The sequence below is a fragment of the Actinokineospora baliensis genome, from assembly GCF_016907695.1.
Taxonomy (GTDB): domain Bacteria; phylum Actinomycetota; class Actinomycetes; order Mycobacteriales; family Pseudonocardiaceae; genus Actinokineospora; species Actinokineospora baliensis.
Genome location: NZ_JAFBCK010000001.1, coordinates 7,550,554 through 7,574,931 on the forward strand (window position 1 = coordinate 7,550,554; position 24,378 = coordinate 7,574,931).

General features: G+C 69.1%; 23 protein-coding genes. 12 read left to right on the plus strand and 11 right to left on the minus strand.

The annotated features are described in order from the left end of the window. Positions 1-187: 187 nt before the first annotated feature. Entirely contained in the window at positions 188-1,387 is a 1,200-nt protein-coding gene (locus tag JOD54_RS33275) for an MFS transporter (protein ID WP_307860478.1), read from the minus strand. A 79-nt stretch (positions 1,388-1,466) separates the two neighbouring features. Between JOD54_RS33275 and JOD54_RS33280 the strand changes: the two genes are divergently transcribed. Beyond that, a complete protein-coding gene (locus JOD54_RS33280) occupies positions 1,467-2,054 on the plus strand; it encodes a hypothetical protein (protein WP_204455882.1) in 588 nt (195 codons plus the stop codon). 325 nt (positions 2,055-2,379) lie between these two features. Here JOD54_RS33280 and nucS read toward each other — a convergent pair whose 3' ends face one another. Beyond that, complete coding sequence (gene nucS, locus JOD54_RS33285) at positions 2,380-3,039, minus strand: endonuclease NucS (protein WP_204455883.1); 660 nt, start codon at positions 3,037-3,039, stop codon at positions 2,380-2,382. Between the two features lie 35 nt (positions 3,040-3,074). Between nucS and JOD54_RS33290 the strand changes: the two genes are divergently transcribed. From JOD54_RS33290 to JOD54_RS33300, 3 genes are all read left to right on the plus strand, one after another. Continuing rightward, the gene (locus JOD54_RS33290) at positions 3,075-3,617 is read left to right on the plus strand and encodes an NUDIX domain-containing protein (RefSeq protein WP_204456992.1); all 543 of its coding nucleotides are present in this window, start codon (positions 3,075-3,077) and stop codon (positions 3,615-3,617) included. Positions 3,618-3,720: 103 nt separating this feature from the next. Further along, positions 3,721-7,020 (plus strand): HD domain-containing protein, encoded by a 3,300-nt coding sequence (locus tag JOD54_RS33295; protein ID WP_204455884.1) that lies wholly within the window; start codon positions 3,721-3,723, stop codon positions 7,018-7,020. 10 nt (positions 7,021-7,030) lie between these two features. Next, entirely contained in the window at positions 7,031-7,804 is a 774-nt protein-coding gene (locus JOD54_RS33300; RefSeq protein ID WP_204455885.1) for an enoyl-CoA hydratase-related protein, read from the plus strand. A 60-nt stretch (positions 7,805-7,864) separates the two neighbouring features. Here JOD54_RS33300 and JOD54_RS33305 read toward each other — a convergent pair whose 3' ends face one another. After that, complete coding sequence (locus tag JOD54_RS33305) at positions 7,865-9,409, minus strand: chitinase (protein WP_204455886.1); 1,545 nt, start codon at positions 9,407-9,409, stop codon at positions 7,865-7,867. A 165-nt stretch (positions 9,410-9,574) separates the two neighbouring features. Between JOD54_RS33305 and JOD54_RS33310 the strand changes: the two genes are divergently transcribed. After that, positions 9,575-10,798, plus strand: a complete 1,224-nt coding sequence (locus tag JOD54_RS33310; RefSeq protein ID WP_204455887.1) for a sensor histidine kinase — start codon at positions 9,575-9,577, stop codon at positions 10,796-10,798. Then, positions 10,795-11,442, plus strand: coding sequence for a response regulator (locus tag JOD54_RS33315; protein WP_204455888.1), 648 nt, complete (start codon positions 10,795-10,797; stop codon positions 11,440-11,442). The genes JOD54_RS33310 and JOD54_RS33315 overlap by 4 nt, the downstream gene beginning before the upstream one ends. Here JOD54_RS33315 and JOD54_RS33320 read toward each other — a convergent pair. Then, positions 11,439-12,059: a hypothetical protein gene (locus JOD54_RS33320; protein ID WP_204455889.1), complete on the minus strand. Its 621-nt coding sequence runs from the start codon at positions 12,057-12,059 to the stop codon at positions 11,439-11,441. The genes JOD54_RS33315 and JOD54_RS33320 overlap by 4 nt on opposite strands. 27 nt (positions 12,060-12,086) lie before the next feature. Between JOD54_RS33320 and JOD54_RS33325 the strand changes: the two genes are divergently transcribed. Then, positions 12,087-12,260: a hypothetical protein gene (locus tag JOD54_RS33325; protein WP_204455890.1), complete on the plus strand. Its 174-nt coding sequence runs from the start codon at positions 12,087-12,089 to the stop codon at positions 12,258-12,260. Here JOD54_RS33325 and JOD54_RS33330 read toward each other — a convergent pair. Further along, a complete protein-coding gene (locus JOD54_RS33330; RefSeq protein WP_204455891.1) occupies positions 12,257-13,204 on the minus strand; it encodes a GlxA family transcriptional regulator in 948 nt (315 codons plus the stop codon). The two genes, JOD54_RS33325 and JOD54_RS33330, sit on opposite strands and share 4 nt — an antisense overlap. A 71-nt stretch (positions 13,205-13,275) precedes the next feature. On the opposite strand from JOD54_RS33330, the gene JOD54_RS33335 reads away from it, so the two are divergent. Next, positions 13,276-13,827: a cysteine hydrolase family protein gene (locus tag JOD54_RS33335; RefSeq protein WP_204455892.1), complete on the plus strand. Its 552-nt coding sequence runs from the start codon at positions 13,276-13,278 to the stop codon at positions 13,825-13,827. Here JOD54_RS33335 and JOD54_RS33340 read toward each other — a convergent pair. Continuing rightward, positions 13,824-15,845 carry an ethylmalonyl-CoA mutase gene (locus tag JOD54_RS33340; RefSeq protein WP_204455893.1) on the minus strand — a complete coding sequence of 674 codons (2,022 nt, stop codon included), beginning with the start codon at positions 15,843-15,845 and terminating at the stop codon, positions 13,824-13,826. The two genes, JOD54_RS33335 and JOD54_RS33340, sit on opposite strands and share 4 nt — an antisense overlap. A gap of 88 nt (positions 15,846-15,933) precedes the next feature. On the opposite strand from JOD54_RS33340, the gene JOD54_RS33345 reads away from it, so the two are divergent. Beyond that, a complete protein-coding gene (locus JOD54_RS33345) occupies positions 15,934-16,221 on the plus strand; it encodes a hypothetical protein (RefSeq protein ID WP_204455894.1) in 288 nt (95 codons plus the stop codon). Between the two features lie 53 nt (positions 16,222-16,274). On the opposite strand, the gene ggt is transcribed toward JOD54_RS33345, so the two are convergent. Together ggt and murA are read right to left on the minus strand one after the other, a co-directional pair. Further along, positions 16,275-18,077, minus strand: a complete 1,803-nt coding sequence (gene ggt / locus JOD54_RS33350) for a gamma-glutamyltransferase (RefSeq protein WP_204455895.1) — start codon at positions 18,075-18,077, stop codon at positions 16,275-16,277. Positions 18,078-18,202: 125 nt separating this feature from the next. Then, positions 18,203-19,474: a UDP-N-acetylglucosamine 1-carboxyvinyltransferase gene (murA, locus tag JOD54_RS33355; RefSeq protein WP_204455896.1), complete on the minus strand. Its 1,272-nt coding sequence runs from the start codon at positions 19,472-19,474 to the stop codon at positions 18,203-18,205. A 63-nt stretch (positions 19,475-19,537) separates the two neighbouring features. Here murA and JOD54_RS33360 point away from each other — a divergent pair, with 63 nt between their 5' ends. Then, entirely contained in the window at positions 19,538-20,110 is a 573-nt protein-coding gene (locus JOD54_RS33360; RefSeq protein WP_204455897.1) for a cob(I)yrinic acid a,c-diamide adenosyltransferase, read from the plus strand. Here the strand turns inward: JOD54_RS33360 and JOD54_RS33365 are convergent. The 3 genes from JOD54_RS33365 to JOD54_RS33375 all read right to left on the minus strand — a co-directional run bounded on the left by JOD54_RS33365 (position 20,107) and on the right by JOD54_RS33375 (position 22,405). Next, positions 20,107-21,090, minus strand: a complete 984-nt coding sequence (locus JOD54_RS33365; protein WP_204455898.1) for an NsdA family TPR-like regulatory protein — start codon at positions 21,088-21,090, stop codon at positions 20,107-20,109. The two genes, JOD54_RS33360 and JOD54_RS33365, sit on opposite strands and share 4 nt — an antisense overlap. Positions 21,091-21,573: 483 nt before the next feature. Further along, entirely contained in the window at positions 21,574-22,011 is a 438-nt protein-coding gene (locus JOD54_RS33370) for a DUF2550 domain-containing protein (protein ID WP_204455899.1), read from the minus strand. 28 nt (positions 22,012-22,039) lie between these two features. Then, positions 22,040-22,405 (minus strand): F0F1 ATP synthase subunit epsilon, encoded by a 366-nt coding sequence (locus JOD54_RS33375; protein ID WP_204455900.1) that lies wholly within the window; start codon positions 22,403-22,405, stop codon positions 22,040-22,042. 108 nt (positions 22,406-22,513) lie between these two features. On the opposite strand from JOD54_RS33375, the gene JOD54_RS33380 reads away from it, so the two are divergent. Together JOD54_RS33380 and JOD54_RS33385 are read left to right on the plus strand one after the other, a co-directional pair. Then, a complete protein-coding gene (locus JOD54_RS33380) occupies positions 22,514-23,023 on the plus strand; it encodes a SigE family RNA polymerase sigma factor (RefSeq protein WP_204455901.1) in 510 nt (169 codons plus the stop codon). A gap of 1 nt (position 23,024) precedes the next feature. Then, on the plus strand, positions 23,025-24,377 hold the full coding sequence (locus JOD54_RS33385; RefSeq protein WP_204455902.1) for a hypothetical protein: 1,353 nt from the start codon (positions 23,025-23,027) through the stop codon (positions 24,375-24,377). The last annotated feature ends 1 nt before the right edge of the window (position 24,378 follow it).

The following is a 24,378-nucleotide window of genomic DNA, read 5'->3' on the forward strand; positions in this document are numbered from 1 at the left end:
GGGCCACGCTTTTCGGCCCCAGCTTTGCGGTCCTGCCACGGCTGGCGCAGGGGCCCCGCGCAAAACAAGTTCGCCCCATCGAGCACACCCACACCCCACGGACCGCGTCGCAATGTCGCCGCCAGGCGACGAGCCGAAGCCGAACTGATCAGCGCACCCCGCCCTCCGTCCACAGTGGTGGGATGACCTAGACCCTGGTCAGACGCCGGACCGGGGCGGTGGCAACAAGGGCGATAGCGCAACCCGTACCCGCGATCGCGGCGACGAACAGGAGCGGATGAATCCCGAACAGGGCGCTGGCAGGCCCCGCGAGCACCTGCCCGAGCGGAACCGCGAGGATGGACCCCGCGACCTCATAAGCCGCGACCCGGTTGAGCCGGTCCGCCGGGATCTGCGTCTGCACCGAAGTCGCCCACTGCACGCCCCAGAACGCCCAACCAGCACCACTGGCCGCGTACAGCGCGAACAGCACCGGCACCGCGGGCACCAACGCGGCGCCCAGCGGCATCAACGGGAACAGGAACATCGCGATCGCACCGCCGAACAGCGGGCGCGCGGGCCGGAGCTTGATTGCGATCAACCCGCCGATGATGCTCCCCGCGCCGAAGGCCGCCTCCGCGTAGCCGAACACCGCCGTTCCGTGCACCTCGATGATCGACGCCGCGCCGAGCGGGTGGATCGGGCCCCAGACCAGGACGCCGAGGACCCACCAGATCAGGATGACCGTCCACAGCCAGGACCTGGAGCGGAACTCGTGCCAGCCCGCGCGCAGGTTCTGCCAGGTCGTCGCCGTGTCGGTCACCTCGAACCTGGGGACTTTGAGCAGCAGCAGGCAGATCCCGCTGACGGCGAAGGTCGCCGCGTCGACGACGAAGGCCCAGGCGACGGTCGTGGTGGCGACCAGGACACCGGCCAGCGCCGGGCCGAGCATTGTTGCGAGGCCCTGGGAGACGCGGAGCACGCCGTTGGCCTGCTGCGCATCGGTCGCGACCTGCGGCACCATGCTGGTCAAGCCGGGCTGGAACATGGCGGTCGCGATGCCGCCGAGCAACGATGCGGCGACGATGAACCACAGCGGCGGGTGGCCGAGCCACAGGTACGCCGCGAGGGCCACCTGCACGGCGCAGCGGACCGCGTCGGCGCCGATCATGAGCGGCCGCGGGTGGAACCGGTCGGCGAACACGCCGCCGAAGACGACGAACAGGGCGAAGGCGCCCATCCAGGCGCCGAGCGCGAGCCCGACGCCGACCACGCCGTAGCCCAAGCCGAGCACGGCGACCGACATGGCGACCGGGATCATCATGTCGCCGAGCATGGAGACGATCCTGGCGGTGAAGTACAGCGCGAAGTTCGCCGTCCACAGCCGACCGGGTGCAGTGGTGGTCACGGGTAAGGTCTATACCAATAGGGCCTGGTGAGCACCACCACGGGTACCGAACCGCCGGTTCTCGCGGACAATGCCCCCCATGACCACTCAGGACACCCCCGCGGTGCGCGCCAGGCACCGCCGCAACCCGTACGCGTACATGCTCGACGACGCCGGGCTCACCGACCTGCTGGTCACCGCCGGTCGGCGCCGCGCGGAGAGCGTCTGGCGCAACCACAACACCGACGGTCCGCGCGGCCGCTACCCCCGCTCCAGCATGGCCTTCGTCGTCCTCGACCCGACCGCCCCCTGCACGGACCCCAACCCCGTCCTAGCCGCCCTCACCATCGGCGACGAAGCCCTCCCCTTCCTCCCCAACGCCGCCGCCAAGGCGATCGGCCACCGCCACACCGGCCACAACCACGGCGAGGCCGCCCTCATCGACCCCCACCTCCTCGGCACCGGCCACTTCCGCTACGGCCACTCAGCCAACATCCGCGGCCTCATCGTCGGCGCCAGCTCCCAAACCCCCGACCAAGACCTGCACGAAGCCGCCACCCTCGGCACCGACCTGGTCAACGCCCTCATCACCGCCCACCGAACCTGGGAAACCACCGTCGGCCCCGGCCGCTGGGTCGGCGACCCCGACCCCCGCTACCAGACCATGGTCGGCTTCTTCACGGAGTGACCGCGCGGTTCCGGGGATGCTCAAGATCAAACCGGCCAGAGCAGCCCCCGATATACAGCCTTCCATGCGGCACCGACAGAACAGCTCGCTCGCGGCGTGGCTGTGGACAGCTCGGGTGGTTGTGGACGACTCCGAGGTTGTGGATAGCCGCGCGGTTGTGGACAGCTCGACGGCTCTGGACGGCTCCGCGGTTGTGGGCAGCTGGGCGCATGTGGGCAACCCAGGGGGTTGTGGGCAACTGGCCGGTTGTGGACAGGCGGCCGTTGTGGACGGCTGGCCAGTTGTGGGCAACCCAAGGGGTTGTGGACAGCCGGGCGGTGTCGGGTCAGAAGAGGCGGAACTCGTCGGATTCGATGCCGCGGAGGGTGTCGTAGTCGAGGGTTACGCAGCGGATGCCGCGGTCTTCGGCGAGGACCCTGGCCTGGGGTTTGATCAGCTGGGCCGCGAAGACGCCGCGGACGGGGGCTAGGAGGGGGTCTCGGTTGAGCAGTTCGAGGTAACGGGTCAGCTGCTCGACGCCGTCGATTTCGCCTCGGCGTTTGATCTCGACGGCCACCGACGAGCCCCCGGCGTCGCGGCACATGATGTCAACCGGGCCGATGGCGGTGGGGAACTCGCGGCGGACGAGGGTGTAGCCGTCGCCCAGGGTGGTGATGTGCTCGGCGAGCAACTCCTGCAGGTGCGCCTCGACGCCGTCCTTGACGAGGCCGGGTTCGGCGCCCAGTTCGTGGGCCGAGTCGTGCATGACCTCGTCGAGGGTGATGACCAGCTTCTCACCGGCCTTGTTCTGCACGGTCCACACGCCGGGCTCCTCGGTGAGCCAGCACGGCGGGGTCATCCAGTTCAACGGCTTGTAGGCGCGGTCGTCGGAGTGCACCGACAGCGAGCCGTCCGCCTTGACCAGCAACAGCCGGTTGGCCATCGGCAGGTGGGCGGTGAGCCGTCCGGCATAGTCGACCTGGCAGCGAGCGATCACGAGACGCACCCGGGCAGGTTAGCCCGTCCGGCGGGCACGGCAGGATCGACCCTGTGGAACGCCTCGACACGACACAGGTCTACGCCAACGCCTGGATGACCGTCCGCGAAGACCGCATCCGCCGCCACGACGGCAGCCCCGGCATCTACGGGGTGATCGACAAACCGGACTACGCCCTGGTCATCCCCCTCGACGGCGAGCGGCTGATGCTCGTCGAGCAGTTCCGCTACCCGCTCGGGGCGCGCCGCTGGGAGTTCCCGCAGGGCACCGCCCCCGACCGCGCGGTGCTGCCCCCCGACCAGCTCGCCGCCCGCGAGCTGCGCGAGGAGACCGGCCTGCACGCCGCCACCATGACCCACATCGGCACCCTCGACGTCGCCGCGGGCATGTCGAGCCAACGCGGCAACGTCTACCTCGCCACCGACCTCACCGAGGGCCCGCCCTCGCGCGAACTCGAGGAACAGGACATGCGCGCCGCCTGGTTCCCCCGCGCCACCTTCGAAGCCATGATCCGAGCAGGCGACATCACCGACGCCCAGTCCGTCGCCGCCTACACGCAGCTGCTCTTGCACGAGCACCACCGCTGAGCCGTTCGGGGGAATCACCGGCGACCCCGAACGCGCCGCGGCGGCGAGCGGTAGAACCCAGGCAGGACCCGGCTGACCGGGCGTAGTGCTGGGAGGTCAGCCGATGGCGGCAGCGGACGTCGCGGAGTTGTGCGCGAAGCTCAGGCAGCTGTGGCAGGAGAGCGGCAAGCCCGCGCTGGCGAGCCGGTGCGGGCTGTCGGAAGGCCAGCTGTCTGCGATCCTCGGCGGGACGGTGAAGAACGCGCCGTCCTGGGAGGTGGTCCAGGCGGTGGTGCAGGCGTGCGCTGGTCTCGCCACGACGCCGCCGTCGGTCACCACAGACCTGCTCTTCTGGCGGGACCTGCACGGTCGAGCCGAGGCATCGGTCCCCCCGGCGACCTCCGCCGACTGGACCGACCTGGTCCGGCTGCACCCCGCGTGGACGAAGGTCGCGGACGCGGGCCAGGCGTTGGCGGGCGCGATGTCCACGGCCGAGCAGCTGTTCGCGGCGCACAACCAGGCCGAGCACGCATTGGCTGGCGACCCCTGGCGCGACGAAGACCTCCCGAAGCGGATGACCGACCAGGTCTCCGCGCTGATCGTCGCGATCAGGGAGCACGAGCCGCTGGAGTTCTCCCCGCTAGAGGCGGCGCTGCTGTCGTTGGCCCCTCTCGCGCACCAAACGCGAACGGCCAGGGCCGCGGCTTCACTCACCTGCGTCGACCCGATCAACTTGTCGGCAACGGGCGAGAAGGCCCGCGAGTCGTACGAGCGTTTCCTGGACGGCCAACAGGAACGTCGTCTAGTGGCGAGAGCGGCGCAACGAGATCTGGGCGACCGCCAAGCGGCCGCGGAGGAGATCGGCTGGTGGCTGTTCCACCGCTGGGTCGAGACCCACCCGCTCCCGTCGACCACGATCACCCTCGACGACCTCCCCACCCGCAAGGTCCTCACCGACGTCCTCGACCGCATGACCCGCCTCCTGCGCCTGTCCCCCGGCGACCTCGGCAACCCCGCGCGGCTGGACCTGCGCCCGAGAACCAGCCACCTCGGCGGGGTCATGGTCCGCGAACGGTTGCTCGGCCTGCTGGTGGCCGTCGCACACTGCCTCGCCGTCGAGCCGATCACGCTGTCGCCGGTGCTGGTCGAACACCTCGGCGTCCCCAACCCGGTGGAGCTGCCGCTGCTGCGGACCACGCTCACCTACCTGAGCTGGGAACCCGTCCACATCGGCGTCGGCATGGTCGCGGAATGCCACCACGAGGCGGTCATGGAGGCACTGCGCGACCACGTCGCCCGCGCGGACGCCGTGTTCGCAGCGGTTCATTCAGTGGCCCAAGACGACACCCACCTGCAGCCGCTGCTCCTGTTGCCCGCCCGCGCCTCGGCCGACCGCGTGGAACCCGCCTCGGTGGATGGAGCGCCCGCGTTCACGGTGCCCGTCACCAGGTTCCGCCTCGACGAGACCCGGGTCCGTGAACTCCTTATGGGCCAACAACTCTACGGGGACCAGTCGCTGGCGATCCGCGAGCTGTACCAGAACGCGCTGGACGCTTGCCGCTACCGGCAAGCGCGGCAGGACTTCCTGGCCAGGCCGTGGACGGGCAACATCGCGTTCGAGCAGGGCGTGGACGAGCAAGGCAGGCACTACCTGCGCTGCTCCGACAACGGCATCGGCATGGGCGACCAGGAACTGCGCGAAGTCTTCTCCCAAGCCGGTATCCGCTTCGCCGACCGCCCAGAATTCCTCGAAGAACAAGCCGAATGGGCCGACCGCGACATCCACCTCTACCCCAACAGCCGCTTCGGCATAGGCGTCCTGAGCTACTTCATGCTCGCCGACGAAATCGAAGTAACCACCACCCGAATGGACCGCCACGGCGGCCGCCCCGGCCCCGAGTGGCACGTACGGATCGTCGGCCCCGGCCACCTGTTCCGCATCACAGTGACGGAGGAGCACGGCGCGGAACCCGGCACCACAGTCACCCTCTACCTCCGCGACGGCGCCGACGCCCCCTCCTGCGTGGACGTCCTGGACCGCCTCCTGGGAATCGCCGAGTTCACCACAACTGCCACCGACTCCATGAGAAGCGAAGAATGGAATCCCAATATCTTCCGACCTCGCTCGACATCGCTACGCGCGGGCATTGACGCGCAAGGGCCGTTGGTCCATGCCACACCGCAACCGAACGGGCAGGTCGTGTGGTGCGCACGCGGAGGAGCGATGCTCGTTGACGGCCTACTCATCAAAGAGACCATCAGAGGCGCCGTTGTGAACCTGACTCGCGAGTGGGCCCCCCGCTTGACAGTTGACCGCACCTCGACAGTGGACAGAACGTCAACTCAGGTCAAAAAACTGCTATCCCAGTCAGCTGTCGATCTTGTTTCCGAGAATCCCGGGTTCATGACGCTCAACTGGATTCGCGCCGCTGACCTCAGCGTAGCGGACGCGGTCACGCTCGCGGCTATTGCGAACCGAACCCAACTCCGCTCCAGTTGGGGCAGCTCGGATATGGCCAGAACGGGCTGCTTCCCCACCGACGAAACCCTGTTCAATCCCACGACAAGCGATTTAGAGGTTGGTAGCCCCTCTCTTTCCAACTGGATATTACTGTGGCGCCTCCTCGCACACAGGCCACACCTTCTTGACGAGAACCTGCTAATCGATCCGAGAAATGTCCGACCGGCTATACCTTCTGATTTCAAACTTACGCAGATACTTGCAGCTACAGAACAAGCATCTATTACCCCCGAAGCAGTCTTGAATACGGACAACTTTGCCGGGGACGTAGCGTCTCTCACCGTTCGAGCAATCGAGCTAGGCTACAGGATCAATGCATCGGAGTACGAGGGGTCTCTGGAGACAGTCACTGCTGCACCAATCTACGACTTTCCTGCAATCAAGTTAAGCAATGCAGTCCAAGTGGCCCATCGAGAAAGAATAAGCCTCAAGGAAGTGCTCGAAGAGCACCTCGAACAGAGCCGACCCAATTTCGACGCCTCGTTCCCCCCAGGGATACCAACTGATCGTGATGCAAAGATCTTCAGCGAAATAAGCGCTTGCAGACTCCTGCTCGACTGGACTCATGCACCGCTCCACCTTCCGTATACCCTCTTCGGAGGAGACCTTTTCATATTCTGGCTGACAATGGATCGCCTGGCCGAACTGGGGGCCGTCCGCCCCACTCGGATCCAGCGGGACGCAGCCCAGGAAGGGACTGACCTGCTCAGACAGTTCGGTCGCACCGCATATCACGCATCCAACGAGCAGGTGCCTATTGGACAAATACTGGGGCTGGCCATGCAGCACAATCTCCCAGTCGCGGAGGTCGCACGGCGGCTGCGGTGGTGGGAGCTTGAGGTTGAGCCCGTGGACGAGGCGATCGGGCGGTTGATGGAGCGGGTTCCGAAGCTCGATGGCTAGGGTCGGGGGTATGGGCGACTACCAGCACATCCTGGTCACCAGGGATGGCGAGATCGTGCGGATCACCATGAACCGGCCCGAGCGGCGGAACGCGTTGTCCGCTGAGCACCTGGCCGAGCTCCTCGCCGCCTTCTGCGTGGCTGGCACATCAGACGCCAAGGGGATCGTGTTGGGCGCCGAGGGGCCGGTGTTCTCGGCGGGCCACGACTTCGCGGATGTGGCTGGGCGGGATCTACTGGGGGTGCGGGGCCTGCTCAGGCTCTGCACCGAGCTCATGCGGACCATCCAGACCGTGCCCCAGGTGGTGGTTGCGAGGGTGCACGGGTTGGCCACGGCGGCGGGGTGTCAGTTGGTGGCTACCTGCGACCTGGCCGTAGCCGCGGAGTCGGCGGGGTTTGCGCTGCCGGGCGGTAAGGGGGGCTGGTTCTGCCACACGCCTGCGGTGCCGGTGGCGCGGACTATAGGTCGGAAGCGGTTGATGGAGCTGGCCCTGACAGGGGACGTGATCGACGCTAGGACGGCGGTGGAGTGGGGGCTCGTCAATCGGGCGGTGCCGGATGAGGAGCTGGACAACGCGGTGGACGACCTCATGCGGCGGGCCACAAGAGGCAGCCAGGCGTCCAAGGCGTTGGGGAAGCAGACGGTCTATGCGCAGTTGGATCGGCCTGAGCAGGATGCTTATGCGCTCGCTATAGAGGTGATGGCGTCGGCCTCTCAGCTGAAGGGGGCCAAGGAGGGCATGGCGGCCTTCTTGGAGAAGCGCACGCCGGTCTGGCCTGACTAAAGAACGTGCGCGGCGGGCACCCTCGCCCCGCCGCGCACGTCCTCACCGGTCAGCCCCGCTTTACGGCAGGGTGTCCAGGAACGGCGCCACGGTGTTGGCGAACGCGTACCCGTTGGAGGCGTCCCAGTTGATCGACCAGGTCATCGCGCCCCGAATGCCCGGGTAGGTCGTCGACGGCTTGTACGAGCCGCAGTCGGTACCGCGGGCGAGGCAGTTGAGCGCCTTGTTGACGTTCTGCGGCGACTGGTAGCCGCCACCGGCACCCGACGGCGACGCGGGCAGGCCGAGGCCGACCTGGTCGGGGCGCAGGCCGCCCTGCAGCTGGATGCAGGCCAGCGCGGTCAGGAAGTCGACCGTGCCCTGGGAGTAGACCTTCTGGTCGCAGCCCAGCATGGTGCCGGAGTTGTAGTACTGCATGTTCCAGATGGTCAGGATGTCCTTGACCGCCAGCGCCAGCTGGAAGTACTGCTGACCGGTCGACTGGCCGTCGATGGTCTGCGGGGCCATGGTGATGATCTTGCCGCCGCCGTTGTAGATGGTGCGCAGCGCCGGGCCCATGTACTGGGCGCTGACCCCGTTCTCCAGGTCGATGTCGACGCCGTCGAAGCCGTAGGTGCGGATCAGCTCGACGACGCTGTTGGCGAACGCGGTGGCCGAGGTGGTGTCACCGGCCCAGATGGTGCCCTTCTCGCCGCCGACGGAGATGATGACCTTCTGGCCGCGGCCCTGGACGGTCTTGATGTCGGCCTTGAACTGCTCGATGGTGTAGCCGCCGAGCTTCTGCGACAGCACGGGGTCCAGGTTGAACTCGACCCGGCCGCGCACGGCGGGCACCGCGTCGGCGAACGACACCGCGATGATGTCGTAGGTGGTCGGCACCTGCGCGATGGTCAGCGGCTTCGCGCCGTTGTCGAAGTTGTGCCAGTAGCCGGTCAGCACGTGCTTGGGCAGCGGCACGTTCGGGTTCGTCGTGGTCGTCGTGGTGGTGGTCGGCGTCGTCGAGGTCGTGGTGGTGGTCGACGTCGTCGTGGTGGTCGTGGTCGTCGTCGTGGTGGTCGACGACGTGGGACGGGTCGTCGTGGTGGTCGTGGTCGAGGTCGGCGGGGTGCCGGGGCCGTCGAGGCTCACGTCGTCGGCCAGGTAGGCGGGCTGGCCGTACCAGCCGTGCAGGTACACCGTCACCGACCGGGTGTTGGCGCCGGTGCTGAAGCTGGTCGACAGCTGCACCCAGGACCCGCCGGTGGGGTTCCAGGTGCTGACGTCCGTGGTGCCGGTCCCCGAGGCGCCGAGGTAGACGTAGGCGCCCTTGACCCAGGCGGTCAGGGTGTAGCGCGAGCTCGGGTTGACCGTGACGGTCTGCGAGCAGCGGGCGTTGTCCGAACCGGCGGGCGCGGCGGTGAGCGCGTAGCCACCGGTGCGCTTGTCGGTGGAGGTGACGGACCCGCCGCCGGAGCAGGTCCACCCGGAGAGGCTGCCAGCCTCGAACCCGGGGTTGGCGACGAGGTTGGCCGCGGACGCGTTGCCCGCGAAGGCCAGGACCAGGCCGACGGTGACCGACAGAGCGGACAGCAGGGCGACGGTCGCACGCCGGGCGTGGGACGTCATGGCTGCCTCCCAAGGGGCATGTGCAGGTGCAGGGTGATCGAGACCACCTCAAAATGGACTAGACCATTGCGCGCTGTCAACCCCCGGGTTGACGAGGGGCGACGCCGCCCGCCCGGGGGTCGGCCGCGACCAATGACAGTGCGTGACAGGGGCGGTGGTCCGGCCATGATCGTCCACAACGGACCGGTGGTCATCACTTCGGCGGACTCGGCCGCGCGGCGGGTGTGCTGTGATGGCTCGGTGGTCAAAGCGTGGGGCACCCGGCTGGCGCAGGTGGTGTTCGTCTTCCTGCTCGGCGCCGTCCTCTTCGCCGTGGACGCGCCGAACCTGGCCGACACCGGGGTGCTCAAGTGGCCGATGTGGGTGCGGTACGCGGTGCTGGGCGGGCTGTGCCTGCTGCAGCTGGCCAAGCACCGGGCACCGGCGGTGGCGCTGGCGGTGGGCCTGCCGCTGCTGGGCCTCGACATCGCGATGGGCCTGACCCTGGCGATCGCCCTCGCCTTCGGCGACCTGATCTACCTCGCCGTGCTGTACGGGTCGCGGCGGGCCAGCAACGCGGTGATCGTCATCCTCTGGTGCTACGTCGGCCTGGTGGTCGTGGCGGCGCTGCTGGTGGCCGATTCGGTGCGGGTGGCGCTGCTGATCATCCTGGCCGCCTGCCCGCTGCCCGCGATGCCCGCGTGGTGGGCGCTCAACGTGCGGCGGCAGCGGGAGATCGCCGACGTCGAGCGGGCCAGGGCCGACCAGCTGGCGCGGATCGCGGAGCTCGACCGGGCCGCGGCGGTGCACGCGGAGCGGGCGAGCATGGCCCGCGACCTGCACGACGTCATCGCCGGGCACCTGTCGGCGATCGCGATCCAGTCGGAGGCGCTGCTCACCATGCGCGACGGCGACCCGGAGCGGACCAGGATGGTGCTGCGGTCGGTGCGCGAGAACAGCGTGTCGTCGTTGACCGAGATGCGCGCGATGATCGGCCTATTGCGATCGCAGGATGGCCAAGAGGCGTTCACCTCGCCTGCCCGGCTGCGCGAGTTCGACAGGCTCGTTCGGTCCGCGCACGCGGCGGGGCTAAGTGTCGAAGTCGAGGTCGAGGACATAGAGGACCTCCCGGCGGCAGTGGACCTGTCCGCGTACCGGATCGTGCAGGAGTCTTTGACCAACGCCATCAAGCACGCACCTGGGGCTTCCGTTCAACTGCGCATCGTTCGCACGCCGGGGGCCCTCGTAGTCGAAGTGGTCAGTGACAAGCCAGCCGCGGCCGCCAATCCCGCGGGGACTGGGCTGTTGGGGATGTCAGAACGCGCTGAAGCGGTCCGCGGGAGCCTTGTAGCGGGTCCGGTGGACGGTGGGTGGCGCGTGCGTGCAGAGCTCCCGGTGGAGGAAGAGTGACGATCAGGGTCCTACTGGCCGATGACCACGCCGCGATCCGCACCGGCCTGGGCATGATCCTCGACAGCGCGCCGGACATGGAGGTGGTCGCAGAGGCTGGGGATGGCGCGGCCGCGGTTCGCAAGGCGACGGCTCTTAGGCCGGATGTGGTGCTTATGGATGTCCGCATGCCCGAGGTCGACGGCATAGAGGCCACGCGTCGCCTTGTGTCCGCTGGCGTGTGTGCGGTGCTGGTGCTGACGACCTTTGACATGGACTCTTACGTCTACGGGGCGCTCCGAGCGGGTGCCGCTGGGTTCCTGTTGAAGTCCGTGGACGCACCACGACTGCTCGACGCGATCCGTGTAGTGGCAGCTGGGGACGCTGTGATCGAGCCAAGCGTCACCCGGCGTCTTATCCACGCGTTCGCGGCGGCTCAACCACGCGAGGCAGTGCCGCCGCCGGGTTTGGACCAGCTGACCGACCGCGAGTCCGAGGTCTTGGTCTGCGTGGGCGAGGGGCTGTCGAACCAGCAGATCGCGCGGCGGCTGGGGATCGGGGAGGCCACGGTGAAGACACATGTATCCCGGGTCCTCACCAAGCTCGACCTCCGCTCTCGGGTGCAGGCGGCGGTTCTCGCGCAAGAGGCCGGTCTCGTCAACTAGCGCGGCACATCCACAGCGATCTCGCCACCGTGCGGTAGGTCCATGCCGTCGCCGCTCCAGAAGCGGCCGGGGTCGTAGGCGTGTGGCCGTTCACCTGCGGGAAGTAGGCCCATGGCTTCCATGGTGACCGCGACGACCTCGGCGCAGTAGGCGCTCTCCAGCTCCACAGGGCGTGGCTTCTGCCATCGCAGACGCGGTACGCGGCCCTTGGCCCACCGGCCCGCGAGTCGGGCGGTGGAGGGGAACGGGGTGCCATCCAGGCGCGCGATGGTGCGCAAGACGGCGTCTTCCTGTTCGCGGCTGACCGGCTCCGGCAGCTGCCTCAGCCAAGCCTTCTGCCCGTACTTGGTGGCCCACACGACGACGGCGTCTCTTAGGTCGTGGAGCTGCACCCCGCGTTGGTGTGTGCCGGTCCAGCGGTCTGGGAGGGAGCGGCCCAGCTCGGCGTGCCACATCAGCGGCGGCATGTCGTCGAGGACCACGGCGAGGCCTACGTGGTTCACCGGGGAGTTGGTCAAGGTCTGGATCGCGCGGTCAGCGGGCGTGCGGCCGCGGAAGAGCCACAGGTCGCCTGTGCGGGTAGCCGCCACCGCCTCGTCGAGCGTGAGAGAGCCCATGGCTCAAACCCTAGGTAACCTCGGGCCATGCGACACGTTTGGAAGTTCCTGGGCCTCGCCGGGCTGGTAGGCGTCGCCGCCACCGGCGCGGTCATCGCCCGGTCTGAACGCCAGCGCCGCGCCTACACGCCGGACGAGATCCGCGACCGCCTCCGCGAACGGATCGCCGAGGCGGAGAGCCCCACAGCGCGGCAGGGCTAAGAGGCGAAAGTACGTCGGTAGGTCGATGGCGTTGTGCCGAATTCGGCGCGCATGCGGCGGCGCAGGTTGGCGGACGTGCCGAGGCCACTACGGGCGGCCACGCGCTCGACGGACAGAGTCGTCGTCTCCAGCAGCAGTTGGGCCAACCTGAGGCGTTGGAGTAAGAGCCAGCGGCCCGGTGTGTCGCCCACTGCGGCGACGAACGCGCGGTGGAAGGCGCGAGGGCTCATCTGGGTGCGCGCGGCGAACTCGGGGACTCCGATGGGGTCGCCCAACGCCGATAGAGCCCAGTCGACGGTGCTAGCGATGTCACCGCGGTCAGGGCGGATGGGGACAGGAGCGTCCACGTACTGCGCCTGGCCGCCTTGCCGGACCGCGGGCATGACCAGCCTGCGAGCGAGGGTGTTGGCGACGCGGATACCTAGGTCGCGGCGCACGAGGTGCAGGCACAGGTCGAGTCCGCCTACGACTCCGGCGGAGGTCAGTAGGCCATCGTGCTCGGTGTAGAGGACGTCCCGCTCGACGAGCGTGTCCGGGTAGGCGCTGGCCAGGTCGTCCAGGAGCGCCCAGTGGGTCGTGGCGCGGCGACCGTCGAGCAGGCCGGCTGCGGCCAAGGTGAAGGCGCCGGAGCAGAGAGCGGCGACGGTCACCCCGCTGGCGTGGACCGCTCGCAGGGCTACGCGGACCGTGGCGGGCACGTCGGCCTCCGGGTCGGCCCGACCCAGGACGACGACCAGATCGCAGCCCGTGAGCCCCGTGAGGCCGTGCGACGGCGTCACCGAGCCCGCCGGGTGCAGGCCGACCGGGCGGGTGGTGGGGCCGCAGAGCCGGACCTCGAACGGGCCGACCTCGTGCGGGGTGCGGTCGACCGACCAGACCTCGGTGACGACGGCGAAGTCGAACACCCGGGTGCCCGGCAGCAGGAGGACGCCGATCGTGCGCATGGCAGGAAAGTATCGCATCGCGCCTTTCCTGCACCTCCCGATCGACGCGCGGACCCGGCACGGTTGTCCCCATGACCGCACTCATCCTGATCGACGTCCAGCGCGGCTTCGACGACCCGCGCCTGGGCAACCGCAACAACCCCGCCGCCGAGGGCAACATCAAGACCCTGCTCGACGCTTGGTCGGCGGCTGGACAACCGCTCGTCCTGGTGCGGCACGACTCTCTTATCGAGAACTCGCCTCTAGAGCAGGGGACCGAGGGCGCGCGGTTCAAACCGGAACTAGAGGGCGCCGAGCCGGATCTTATGTTCACCAAGCACGTCAACTCCGCCTTCCACGGCGCGGTCGACCTCCACGGGTGGCTCACCGGGAAGGGCATCACGCGGATCGTGTTGGCGGGTATCCAGACCAACATGTGCGTTGAGACCACCGCGCGGGTCGGCGGCAACCTGGGCTACGAGGTGCACGTGGCGTTGGACGCGACCTACACCTTCGACCTCACCGGCCCCGACGGCAGCGTGCAGACCGCCGACGAGCTGAGCCGGGCGACCGCCACCAACCTCCACGGCGGCGGGTTCGCCACGATCAGCAGCACGCAAGAGGTGCTGACGCTGCTCGGCTAGGCCGGGAGGTCGTGGGCCTCTCGCACTACCCGCACGATCTCGGCCATGATCTGGGTCATCTCGTAGTCCTTCGGCGTGAAGACCCGCGCGACCCCGCCTGCGAGCAGGGTCGCGGCGTCCTCGGGCGGGATGATCCCGCCTACCACCACCGGGATGTCACCCGCGCCCGCGGCTCGTAGTCCTTCGACGACCGCGGGCACGGCCTCTAGGTGCGAACCGGACAGGATCGACAACCCCACCACGTGCACGCCCTCTTGGACGGCAGCGGAGACGATCTGGTCCGCGGTGAGCCGGATGCCTTGGTAGACAACCTCGAAGCCGGTGTCGCGGGCACGCACGGCGATCTGCTCGGCGCCGTTGGAGTGCCCGTCGAGGCCGGGCTTGCCGACCAGCATGCGCAGCCGCTCCCCCAGTTCCTCACCGGTGGCCTTCACCGACTCGCGAACCTTCGCCAACTCGGCGCCCGCTTCTCCCGCAGCGGAAGCACCGGAGACACCGGTCGGGGCGCGGTACTCGCCGAAGACCTCGCGTAGTGCGGCCGCCCACTCTCCGGTCGTGACGCCCGCCCTAGCGCAGGAGAGCGTCGCTGCCATCAGGTTGGCGTCTGTCTTCGCTGCCGCGCATAGGACGTCCAGCGAGTCCTGCACGGCCGCGTCGTCGCGGGAAGCACGCCAGGCCGCGATGGCAGCAACGGCCTCACGCTCCGCGACAGGGTCAACGGTTTCGATGGCCTTAGCGCCCTCGGCTTGCAGTGGGCTCGGCTCGGTGGTGTCGAACCGGTTGACGCCAACGATCACCTCTTCGCCAACCTCAATGCGGCGACGCCTCTCGGCAAGAGAGCCGACCATCTGGGTCTTCATGTAACCGCTCTCGACAGCAGCGACAGCGCCACCCATGGCCTGCACGCGGTCGATCTCAGCGCGCGCACCCTCAAGGATCTCGTCCACCTTCGCCTGGATGACGGGAGAGCCGTCGAAGATGTCCTCGTACTCCAGTAGGTCCGTCTCGAAGGCGAGCACCTGCTGCATGCGCAGCGCCCACTGCTGGTCCCACGGGCGCGGTAGGCCCAACGCCTCGTTCCACGCGGGCAGCTGGATCGCGCGCGCCCGCGCCTTACGCGACAACGACACCGCGAGCATCTCCAGCACGATCCGCTGGACGTTGTTCTCCGGCTGCGCCTCAGTGAGCCCTAGGGAGTTGACCTGGACGCCATAGCGGAACCGGCGCTGCTTGGGGTTGGTGATGCCATAGCGGTCGCGGCAGATCTCGTCCCAGAGGTCGGTGAAGGCGCGCATCTTGCACATCTCTTCGATGAACCGCACACCCGCGTTGACGAAGAATGAGATCCGCGCGACGACGTCGCCGAACTCCTCTTGCGGCACCTGGCCCGAATCGCGCACCGCGTCAAGAACCGCGATCGCGGTGCACATCGAGTACGCGACCTCTTGCACCGGGGTCGCCCCAACCTCCTGCAGGTGGTAGCTGCAGATGTTGATGGGGTTCCACTTCGGCACGTTGGCGACGGTGAAGGCCACCATGTCCGTGATCAGGCGCAGGCTAGGGCCCGGCGGGAAGACGTAGGTGCCCCGGGAGAGGTACTCCTTGATGATGTCGTTCTGCGTAGTGCCGGTGAGCTTCACTACGACGTCGTGCCAGTCGGTGCCCTCGGCCTCAGCCTGCTCCTGGGCGACGGTGACGTAGAGGGCGAGCAGCCACATCGCTGTGGCGTTGATGGTCATAGAGGTGTTCGCGGCGCCGAGCGGGATCCCGTCGAAGAGGGTCCGCATGTCACCGAGGTGGCTGACCGGGACGCCGACCTTGCCGACCTCGCCCCGGGCGAGCTCGTGGTCGGGGTCGTACCCGGTCTGCGTAGGCAGGTCGAAGGCGACCGAGAGACCGGTCTGCCCCTTGGCCAGGTTGCGCCTATAGAGCTCGTTGGACTTGGCGGCGGAGGAGTGGCCCGCGTAGGTCCGCATGACCCACGGCCGGTCGCGCTCGCGATCAGAGGGATACGGCACCGGTTAACCTCCGTTCACTTTCGCCTGAGCGTACTGGCCGGTAACCGCCTTGGCGCGTGGACTTGCTCACACGCGCGATGATGGGGACATGGATCTGCCCGCCCCGTACCTGCTGCTGGTCGCCCTGCTCGTCATCGGGCTGCTCGGGCTGGTCCTGCGCTGGGCCTTCCACTCCCCCGACCGCCACCCCGACTACGGCCTCCTCCGCCAGGTCGCCAAGGCCCCCACACCCACCGCTGCCAAAGCCGTAGAAGCCCAACTCCGCGCCGCGGGCGTCAAATCCACCACCGTCCCCACCGACGACGGCGACGCCTACCGCATCCTGGTCTTCCCGGCGGACGAGCGGGTGGCGATAGACGTGCTCCTGGGCTCCTGAACACGACAACGGGCCGCCCCCGAAGCAGGGGGCGGCCCGTTGGCTGGTGAGGACTACCGGGCGGGGCGCACTACGCCTGCGGACGTGCCGCTGCGGCGGGTGGGTTCGCCTACGGCGAGGATTTGGCCGTGGTCGGTGAACTCGAGGGTGGCTGCGGCGCCGATCTCGGCTTGTTCGGTGAAGGTGTGGCCGTAGCGGGCCAGGAGCGGGTTGCCGGTGATGAAGGCCGGTTCAGCGGTCACCGAGGGCGTGTTGCGCTGGGTGGCGCGGGGGGCCGCGACGGCGTCGGGGAGGGAGAGGCCGAAGTCGACGCGGTTGACGATGATCTGCAGGACGGTGGTGATGATCGTGGAGCCGCCCGGGGAGCCCAGGGCCAGCCACGGCTTGCCGTCCTTGAGGACGATGGTCGGCGACATGCTGGAGCGGGGGCGCTTGCCCGCGGCGGCCAGGTTCGGGTCGGGCGCGGTGCCCTGCGTCGGGGTGAAGTTGAAGTCGGTCAGCTCGTTGTTGAGCAGGAACCCGCGGCCCGGGACGACGATGCCGCTGCCGCCGACCTGCTCCAGGGTGTTGGTGTAGGTCACCACGTTGCCGCGCGCGTCGGCGACCACGAAGTGGTTCGTGTGCACCTCGTTCTCGCTGGTCGGCGTGGCCGAGGGCGGCGGCGGGGTGCAGTCACCGGGGTTGAGCGGGTTGCCCGGGGCCACCGGCGCCGGGGTGGCCCGGATCGGGTCGATGCGGCACGCGCGGATGGCGGCGTAAGAGTCCGACAGCAGCTGCGCGGTGGGCACGTTGACGAACTTGGGGTCACCGACGTACCGGCCACGGTCTGCGTAGGCGAGCTTGGTGGCCTCTAGGTAGAAGTGCAGCGCCTGGTCGCGCGGAGCCTTCTTAAGATCGAACCGCTCAAGGATGTTGAGCGACTCACCGACAGTGGTGCCACCCGAGGAAGAAGGCGCCATCCCGTACACGTCCACATCGCGGTACCGGACGTGCGTAGGAGCCTGGTCCAGAGTGCGGTAAGAGCGCAGGTCTCCCACCGTGAGCTTGCCCTTGGGCGGCGTGATCGTCGCGTCCGACGCAAGAGGCGGGTTCTGCGCGGCGTTGGCGACGTCGCGGCCAACGGACCCGCCGTAGAAGGCGCGCGTGCCGTTGCGGGCGATCTCGCGGTAGGTCTTAGCCAGATCCGGGTTGCGCAGCGTGGAGCCCACAGCGGGCGGCGCACCACCGGGCAGGTACAGCGCCGCGGTGGAGCTGAACTGCTTAAAGCGCGGCTGGTTCTGTTCGATCTCCTTGCGCAGCTGCGGCGTCACCGGGAAACCCCGCTCGGCGACGCGGATCGCGGGCTGCAACGCGTCCTCTAGGTCGTACTTGCCCCACCGCTGCAGCGCCCGCTCCCACAGCGCCAGGTTGCCCGGCGTGCCGACCGACAGGCCACTGGTCACCGCGTCGGCGAAGGCGTACGGCTGACCGGTGGCCGGGTTGATGAACAGGTTCGCGTCACCGGCCGCGGGCGTCGTCTCGCGACCGTCGATGGTGGACACCTTGCCGGACTTCGCGTCGTAGTAGACGAGGTAGCCGCCACCACCGATCCCGGCCATGTTGGGGTCGGTCACCCCGAGCACCGCCGCCACGGCGACCGCCGCGTCCGCAGCGGTGCCACCGCGGCGCAGTACGTCCAGACCGGCCTGGGTGGACTGCACGGTGTCGGAGACGACCGCGCCCCCGTACCCCTTGGCCACCGGAACCTTGGGCAGCTCGCGGCCGGGCGTCGCCGCCGCGGCCGTGGGCACCAGCAGAGCACCCGTCACGGTGGCAGCAGCCACCGCGCACACACCTACTCCGCGCCGAACACGCATCAGGACCTCTTCCGTTGGTCGCACAGGTGGTCCTTGTTGTACTCGGACACCCCATGCCCGTGGACCGCTGTTCGGACCGCGTCACCCGGTGGGACCGGAGGGCCTGCCTGGGCCAAACGGGTGAGTCAGGCCCGCGTCGGCTCGCCCAGCACCCGCCGCACGTCCGCACCCAGGCGCTGCATGTTCTCCACGAACTTGGGATAGCCGCGGTCGATGTGGAACACATCCCACACTTCGGTCACCCCGTCGGCGCACAACCCCGCCAGGACCAGGCCCACCCCCGCCCGGATGTCGGACGCCCACACCGGCGCGCTGGAGAGCCGGGGCACCCCCCGCACCACCGCGTGGTGACCGTCCGTGCGCGCGTCGGCCCCCAACCGGATCATCTCCTCGACGAACCGGAACCGGGCCTCGAACAGGTTCTCGGTGATCATCGAGGTGCCGTCGGCGACCGCGCTGAGCGCGATGGCGAACGGCTGCAGGTCGGTGGCGAACCCCGGGTAGGGCAGCGTCATGAAGTCGACCGCGGTCGCGCGGGCGTCCTGCTGGACCCGGAAGCCGTCGTCGAACGTGGTGACCTCGGCGCCCGCCGTGCGCAGCTTCTCCAGCACGAGGTCCAGGTGGTGCGGGTTGACGCCCTTGACGGTGATGTCGCCGCAGGTCATCGCGGCGGCGAAGGCCCAGGTGGCGCCGACGATGCGGTCGCCGACCACGCGGTGCTCGGTCGGGGTGAGCTCGCTGACGCCGTGCACGGTGAGGGTGGAGGTGCCCGCGCCCTCGACCTTCGCGCCCATCTGCTGCAGCATCAGGCACAGGTCGACGATCTCCGGCTCGCGCGCGGCGTTGTCGATCACCGTGGTGCCCTCGGCCAGCACGGCGGCCATCAGGATGTTCTCGGTCGCGCCGACGCTCGGGAAGTCCAGCCAGATCTGCGCCCCGCGCAGGGCGTCGGCCTTGGCCACGACGCAGCCGTGCTCGATCTCGCTGCTGGCGCCGAGCTGGCGCAACCCGTTCTGGTGCATGTCCAGCGGCCGCGACCCGATCGCGTCACCGCCGGGCAGCGCGACCACGGCGTGCTTCAACCGGCCGACCAGCGGACCGAGCACGCACACCGAGGCGCGCAGCTTGCCCATGGACGCGGAGTCGGCGCGGTGGTTGAGCTCGGCGGGGGTGGTGATCCGCACGAGGTCGCCGTCGATGTCGACGGTGCAGCCGAGGCTGCGCAGCACGTCGCCCATCAGCGGGACGTCGAGGATCTCCGGGCAGTTGGTGAGGGTGGTGGTGCCCTCGGCGAGCAGGGCGGCCGCCATCAGCTTGAGCACGCTGTTCTTGGCGCCGACGACCTCGACCTCGCCGACGAGCCGGGCCCCGCCGCGAACCTGGAAGTGCTCTGTCACGGGCGCAATGATGCCTTGTGCTGTCCGCATCCCGGACATCCGGGGCGGTCTAGGCTGGGTCCCATGTCGGTCCGCATCAACCGCGTCTACACCAAGGTCGGCGACAACGGCACCACCGCCCTCGGCGACGGCACCCGTGTCAGCAAGACCTCCCCCCGCCTCACCGCCTACGCCGACGTCGACGAGGCCAACTCGGCCATCGGCGTCGCCCTGGCCCTCGGCGGCCTGCCAGAGGACATCGCCGGGGTCCTGGGCACCGTCCAGAACGACCTGTTCGACGTCGGCGCGGACCTGTGCACCCCGATCGTCCCGGACCCGCCGTACCCGCCGCTGCGGATCACCGAGGAGTACGTGACCCGCCTGGAAGGCGAAATCGACTCGTTCAACGACCGCGTCGGCAAGCTGACCTCGTTCATCCTGCCCGGGGGCACGCCAGGCGCGGCCCTGCTGCACACGGCCCGGACTGTGACACGGCGGGCTGAGCGGGGGGCGTGGGCGCTGGTGGAGGCCGAGCCGGAAACGACGAACGTGTTGGCGGCCAAGTACCTGAACCGGTTGTCGGACCTGCTGTTCGTGCTGTCGCGGGTGGCGAACCCGGGCGGGGACGTGCTCTGGAAACCGGGCGGCGAGCGCTAGATCCGCTGCGCGAGCTCCGGCGGGGCGGTTGTGCGCAGGAGCTTGAGGTGCTCGGCGAGTCGGTTCGAGCGGATGGTGGCGGCCATGTCGACGACCTGGTGACCCAAACGGGTACCGGTGTCCCGGTCGCCACCGCGCAGGTGACAGGTGGCCAGCTCGGTGAGCCCGAACGCGAGGCGTTTGGTGCGGGCGGGATCGGTGCGCCGCGTGGACGCGGTCAAGGTGTCGATCGCGTCGGTGGCATAGCGGCGGTCGTGGACGGTGAGGATGGTCAGAACCCGGCCACGCTCACTGGCCAGCAGGTTCTCGTCGAAGCCACTGGGATCGGCTACTGAGCCCTGGGACACGGCATCCTCGGCACGCGAGAGGAACTCGACCGCTTTCTGCGGATCCCGGGATTCTGCATAGACACGCGCCTGGCTGCACAGGAGCAACGAGGTGAGCCCACCGGAGCGGACACGTTCGGCGGCCACCAACCCCAATCCGATCGAGTCCTGCGCCTGCCGCCCATCCCCACCCTGGCTGTAGACCCTGCCGATTTGGCCGAGCGCCAAAGCGGCTCTTGCTGGATCTTCCGCCTCCTGCGCCACAACCACGGATTGGCCGAGGTAGCGCAAGGCCGCCCCCGACAGCCCCACATCATGCGATGCCCGGCCCGCGAGAGCGAGAAGATCCGCGAGAACTGAGCGGAGCTGTGCTTCAACCTGGTCGCTGCGCACGGCGTTCAACAGCCCATGCGCCCAGCCGAGCTGCCCGATCACCGCCTCTCGCACCGCACCGCCGCCCAACTGCCGCTCTTGGGCCCACAACATCCGCGTGAGAGCACGCAGTTGCCCCACCTCGGTCTCCCCGACGCGGTTCGGAGCAGGTGTCGCCACCGCCGGATTCGCCAGCAAGGCGATGTCGGCCCCCGTGACCGCCGCGCCCATCGCGACCTTGGCCAGTAACCCCATGAACTCCCGCCGATCCGGCACGTCCACCACCCCGTCCGTCTGCTCGATGCGCCCCCGCGCTCATGGGCAGCAGCAACTGTCCAGACACTCACGGTAACAACGATGCCGCTGTCCGTCACACAGAGAAGTGCGGCTCATACGGGTGGCGTATCAAACTGGAGGCCGCGAAGACTCCGCACATTGGCGGCGGAAAGCGTGGACATTCGGCGATCGTGTTCAGTCGATTCCACGAGGGTCCTGCCGCAGTGGTGCTCCGGCTACCAGCGGTCAGCTAGCCCACGGGAGACGGATACCAGGCGGCGCGCTCTCCATCCGCGACAGGAACCCCATCAACGCGTCCGGACCCATCGCCACCCCACCGGCGGCAGACCACCAGGCGGCTCGAACCGGAGTACCCGGGAGCCCGCAGGCAGGTCGGAGGTCCTACTGCGGCCGACCCTTGGCAGACTGCGGCCATCAAGGCCCAAGAGCAAAGGACCAGCGGTCCACATTTGCTACGGCTGCAGGCGGTCAGCTAGCCCACGGGAGGCGGCTACCGGGAGGGGCGCTCTCCATCCACGACAGGAAGCCCGTCAACGCGTCCGGGCCCATCGCCACCTCCACCGGCGGCAAACCACCAGGCGGCTCGAACCGGAGCACCCGGGAGCCCGCGGGCAGGTTCGGCGTCTCGCCGTGGTCTGGTTCGCGGCGGGCGGCGATTTCCAGGCCCTCCCGGCGGAGCACCTGGTCGGGACCAGCCCGCAGGCTGATCGCGCGGAACCAGGCGAACTCGTCGCCGTGGTAGCGGCCTACGCCCCAGGCCCAGCCCTTGCCGGACTCGTCGACGCGGGTGCGGAGGGCTACGTGGATGCCGCCCGCCCGCAGTAGGCGGACGCGGCGGCTCACCAACAACAGCAGCACGAGCAGGATGACGGCCAAGAGCGCGACGACGAGCAAGCTCACGTCCACGGCCGCTCCCCTGCCCGCTAGGCCGACATCAGGCGGACTGGCCCGCGGCGCGGAGGCTGGCCGCCGCTCGGTCGCGCTGCTCGGGGTCCTGGGTGGTCAGCTCGGCGCGGGCCTTGTCGACGTCGATCTCGTGGGAGAGCTCGGCGGACTCGGCGAGGATGCTGACCGCGTCTGCGGTGACCGAGAGGAAACCGCCGTAGACCGCGGCCACGATCGTCTCGCCGTCGGTGGTCTCGATCTTCACGACGCCGCCGTGCACGAGCTGCCCCAGCACCGGCTCGTGACCGGGCATGATCCCGATCTCGCCCTCGGTGGTCTGCGCGACGACGAAGGTGCCGGTGCCCGACCACAGGCGTCGTTCCACGGCGACCAGTTGGACCGACATCTCAGCCACGCGTATCTCCTCACAGCTCGCGGTTGTCCGCCAGTCTAGTCGGCACCCTGACAACCACCCCAGCCAGCCCGGTGTCAGAACGGGCGGAACAACAGTTGAACACAGGGGGTGAGCACGATCAGACCGGACAGCGAGTTCGCCGACTTCGTCGCGCACCGGTCCACCGCACTGCTGCGCACCGCGTACCTGCTCTGCGCCGGTGACCGGGCCGCCGCCGAAGACCTGCTCCAGGACGTCCTGGAACGGGTCTACGGCAAGCACCGCCGGATCCGCGGCGACCTGGAGCCCTACGTGCGGGCCGCGCTGGCCAACGCCTCTGCCAACCGGTGGCGGACGCGGTCCCGCCGGGTGGCCGAGGCGCCGCTGGAGCGGGCCGGTGAGCCGGGTATCGGCGGGCACGAGGGCGCGGTGGTCGACCGGGACCGGGTGGCCAGGGCCCTGGGGGCGCTGCCTGCGCGGATGCGGGCGGTACTGGTGCTGCGCTTCTTCGACGACCTGTCGGAGGCCGACACCGCGGCGGCACTGGGGGTGTCGCCGGGGACGGTCAAGAGCCAGACGGCCAGGGGCGTCGCGCGACTGCGCGAACTGCTCACCGAACACGACATGACGAGGGGTTGAGATGGACACGGCAGAACTGGCCCACGTGCTGCGTGCGGCCACCGACGGCCTCGACACCCGGCCGGGTTTCGCGGTCGACGTCCTACGCGGCGGCAGACGGCGCAGAACCCGCCGACGGGTCACCCTGGCCGCGACGATGGCCGTCGTCGTCGCGGCGGCGGGCCTGGCCACAGCGGACGTCATCAGCGACAACGACGCCGCACCGGGGATCACCACGGCGACCAACCCGATGCTGACCGCCCGGACCCGCGGCGACCTGGCAGGTGACCAGGCCTACCTCGACGCCGCCGTGAAGGCCTTCGACGCGGGCATGCCCAACGAACCCGGCAGCGCCCGCCTCGACAAACCGCACGTCTACTGGGCAGGCACCACCGAGGGCGGCAAGATCGCGGTAGTGGCGCAGAAGGTGGAGCCCGCGGAAGGCATCGGGCACGACCAGGACGGGCAGGTGATCGACCTGCGCACCGTAGAGCGCAGCGTGGTCGGCCTGCTGGTCGGGACCAAACCCGTCCTCGTGAACTCCTTCCCCCAGCCTTACAGCACGCCGAAGCGGGGATTCGCGTTCATCTACGGCCCGTTCAACCGCGACATCATCGCGATGGGCGCCGATGACCTGAGCCTCTCGCCCGGGTGGACGTACATATTCGCCACGGGCAAGCCCGGGCGCCAGTGGACACCGATGGTCGAGAACGAGGGGGTCTGGCTGGGGCAAGCCCCTGACCGCACACCACCGGAGGAGATCCGCGTCGTCACCGGCGACCCGGCGAAAGCCGGGCGCGACCAGGCCCTGACGATGCTGCCCGGCACGCGGTGGTCGCTGGGGACCGACCGGCAGGCCAAGCCGGTCCCGGAGGGCCTCCTGCGCACCGGGCCCGCCGACGTCTACCGGGTGGGCGGCAGCACGGCTCCCCCGCTGGGCGACAACATCCACGAAACCCTCACGGCGGCGGGACTGCTCGACCCGCTGGCGGGTGTCTCACCGACCGGGGCCCAGTTCATCGCCGACCGACCGACCGGGGGCAGTGTGGTGGTGGTGGAAGTGGTGGACACCTTCATCATGAGCCACCTGTTCCTGGCCGAACGCGACGCGGCGGGCGCCATCACCCGCTGGGTGGCCTGCGAGCTGGTGCGGCGCGACGGCGGCTTCGTCGGTGCCTGTGTCCTGCCCGGTGAATCGGGCTACCTCGCCGCCGCACCGGGGATGAAGCTGAGCTACCAGACCCAGAACGGCACCACCCTGAGCGACTGGATTGACGCGGGCACCGACGCCGCGATCCTCCCCCCGACCGCGACGACGGTGCAACTGACCACCCCCGAAGGCCACACAGAACTGCACAGCCTGCTGCGGCAGTGAC